The organism is Pseudomonas sp. HMWF006 (assembly GCF_003061205.1).
In the GTDB taxonomy this organism is placed as follows: Bacteria; Pseudomonadota; Gammaproteobacteria; order Pseudomonadales; family Pseudomonadaceae; genus Aquipseudomonas; species Aquipseudomonas monsensis.
In genome coordinates this window covers 1-2,787 of record NZ_QAIU01000038.1, presented here as the reverse complement: position 1 = coordinate 2,787, position 2,787 = coordinate 1, and the positions used below count along the sequence as shown (strand labels likewise).

2 protein-coding genes and 1 pseudogene are annotated in these 2,787 nt (G+C 59.1%); 1 reads left to right on the top strand and 2 read right to left on the bottom strand.

Annotation, left to right across the window (positions count from 1 at the left end):
* Positions 1–287 precede the first annotated feature (287 nt).
* Positions 288–506, bottom strand: coding sequence for a cbb3-type cytochrome c oxidase subunit 3 (locus DBR24_RS01285; RefSeq protein ID WP_128613641.1), 219 nt, complete (start codon positions 504–506; stop codon positions 288–290).
* Positions 507–524: 18 nt separating this feature from the next.
* Positions 525–1,952, bottom strand: a complete 1,428-nt coding sequence (gene ccoN, locus DBR24_RS01280) for a cytochrome-c oxidase, cbb3-type subunit I (RefSeq protein WP_123469203.1) — start codon at positions 1,950–1,952, stop codon at positions 525–527.
* A gap of 287 nt (positions 1,953–2,239) precedes the next feature.
* On the opposite strand from ccoN, the pseudogene DBR24_RS01270 reads away from it, so the two are divergent.
* Positions 2,240–2,787: pseudogene (locus tag DBR24_RS01270) on the top strand (nitrite/sulfite reductase); the annotation flags it as partial.

Sequence of the window (2,787 nt, the reverse complement as noted above, 5' to 3'; positions counted from 1 at the left end):
CTACTCGATCAGTTCCCTTTTCCCCAGGTGGGTGTGGGGAAAGGGGGCAGGCCGAGTGCTGTTCAAAACCTGAGTTCGACTCGATATTTCAGGTCGGTGTAGTTCGCATAACTACTCGATCAGTTCCCTTTTCCCCAGGTGGGTGTGGGGAAAGGGGGCAGACCGAGTGCTGTTCAAAACTGAGTTCGACTCGATATTTCAGGTCGGTGTAGTTCGCCTAAACCACTCGGTCAGTTCCCTCTCCCTCTGGGAGAGGGCTAGGGTGAGGGCAACCCGGCTGACACCCCTCACATCTCGAGATTGACCCACCCCGGCTTCGCCACCTCCGGCGCCACCGCTTTCACAGTCTTGCCGGTGGCCATCTCCACCCGCCGCGCCACCTCCGGGTCATCGGCAAACGGCACCATGCTCGCTTCATCCAGACTGTCCGCCGTCTCCCGCCGCAAGCAGTACTCCACCGCCAGCCACAGAAACACCACGCCCAACACATTGAAAAAAATCTCCATCACGACCGGCTCCTTGCCTCAGGCGATCTGCGCTTCACTGCGCGCCAGCGCCACATCGGCCACACGCACCGTGCGCCAGACGTTATAAGCCATCAGCAACATCCCGGTGAGGAAGAACACCCCGCCGGCAAACCGCACGATGAACCCCGGATGACTGGCTTGCAGCGCCTCGACGAACGAATAGGTCAGCGTGCCGTCCTCGTTGATCGCCCGCCACATCAGACCCTGGGTAATGCCGTTGACCCACATCGAGGCGATGTACAACACCGTGCCGATGGTCGCCAGCCAGAAGTGCAGGTTGATCAGCGGCGTGCTGTACATCTGCTCGCGGCCAAATACTTTGGGTACCATGTGGTAGGTCGCGCCGAACGTAATCATCGCCACCCAGCCCAAGGCTCCGGCGTGGACGTGGCCAATGGTCCAGTCGGTGTAGTGGGAGAGGGCGTTGACGGTCTTGATCGCCATCATCGGCCCTTCGAAGGTCGACATGCCGTAGAACGCCAGCGACAGCACCAGAAAGCGCAGGATCGGGTCGGTGCGCAACTTATGCCAGGCACCGGACAAGGTCATCATGCCGTTGATCATCCCGCCCCAGCTTGGCGCCAGCAGGATCAGCGACATGGCCATGCCCAGCGACTGCGCCCAGTCCGGCAGGGCGGTGTAGTGCAAATGGTGCGGGCCGGCCCAGATGTACAAGGTGATCAGCGCCCAGAAGTGCACGATCGACAAGCGGTACGAATACACCGGGCGGTTGACCTGTTTCGGCACGAAGTAATACATCATTCCGAGGAACCCGGTGGTCAGGAAAAAGCCCACCGCGTTGTGCCCGTACCACCACTGCACCATCGCGTCGGTGGCGCCGGAATACACCGGATAGGACTTGAACCAGTCCACTGGAATCGACAGGTGATTGACCACGTGCAGCATGGCGATCACCAGAATGAACGCGCCGAAGAACCAGTTGCCGACGTAAATATGCTTGGTCTTGCGCTGGACCACGGTGGTGAAAAACACGATGGCGTAAGCGACCCAGACCACCGCCATCCACACCGCGCCGGAGAATTCGATTTCGGCGTATTCCTTGGTGGTGGTGTAGCCCAGCGGCAGGGTGATCAGCATGATCACGATCACCGACTGCCACCCCCAGAAGGTGAACGCGGCGAGCTTGTCCGAGTACAGCCGCACCTGGCAGGTACGCTGCACCGCGTAATAACTGGCGGCGAATTGCGCGCTGCCGGCGAAACCGAAAATCACCAGGCTGGTGTGCAAAGGCCGCAAGCGACCGAAGGTGGTCCACGGCAAGTCCAGATTCATGTCCGGCCATACCAGTTGCGAGGCGATCCATACCCCCATCGCCATGCCCACGACACCCCAGAAAACCGTCGCGATGACAAATTGGCGGACGACCTTGTAGTTGTAAGCCTGTCCGATTGTTGCTGTGCTCATGGTCAGTTCATCCACGGTTGCAAAGTCTTGCCAGGCCACCCTGGTCTGGCACGAGCTGCACTGTAGAAACCCCGCCAGAAACAAAACAGGCTCAGGAATCTTTCATTTGTGCGGATCAGATTGAATGGCTTACTGCGGCGTTCTGCCGCGCCCTGATATGGTTTTTATGCGTTCAGGTGAATCTGTAACGTGCTGCGCTGCTTCGTCATAGTGCATGCAGAATCTGTAGGAGTGAGCACGCTCACTCCTACAGCAATTGCGCACAATTCTGATGGGGTAGTTGCTGCATGTACCAATACGATGATTACGACCGCGCACTGGTGTTCGAGCGCGTTGCGCAATTCCGCGATCAGGTCGAGCGCTTCATGGCCGGAGAGTTGAGCGAAGAGGAGTTCCTGCCGCTGCGCCTGCAAAACGGCCTGTACCTGCAAAAGCACGCGTACATGCTGCGGGTGGCGATTCCCTACGGCACCTTGAGCGCCGAACAGATGCGCACCTTGGCAGACATCGCCAGCGATTACGATCGCGGTTACGGCCACTTCACCACGCGGCAGAACATGCAATTCAACTGGATTGAGCTCGCCGAGGTGCCGGACATTCTCGAACGTCTGGCGCAGGTCAACATGCATGCGATCCAGACCTCCGGCAACTGCGTGCGCAACATCACCACCGAGGCATTTGCCGGGGTCGCGGCGGACGAAATGATCGACCCGCGACCGCTGGCGGAAATCCTCCGGCAGTGGTCGACGATCAATCCGGAGTTCCTGTTTCTGCCGCGCAAATTCAAGATCGCCATCTGTTCGGCGAAGCAGGATCGTGCGGCGATCATGATGCA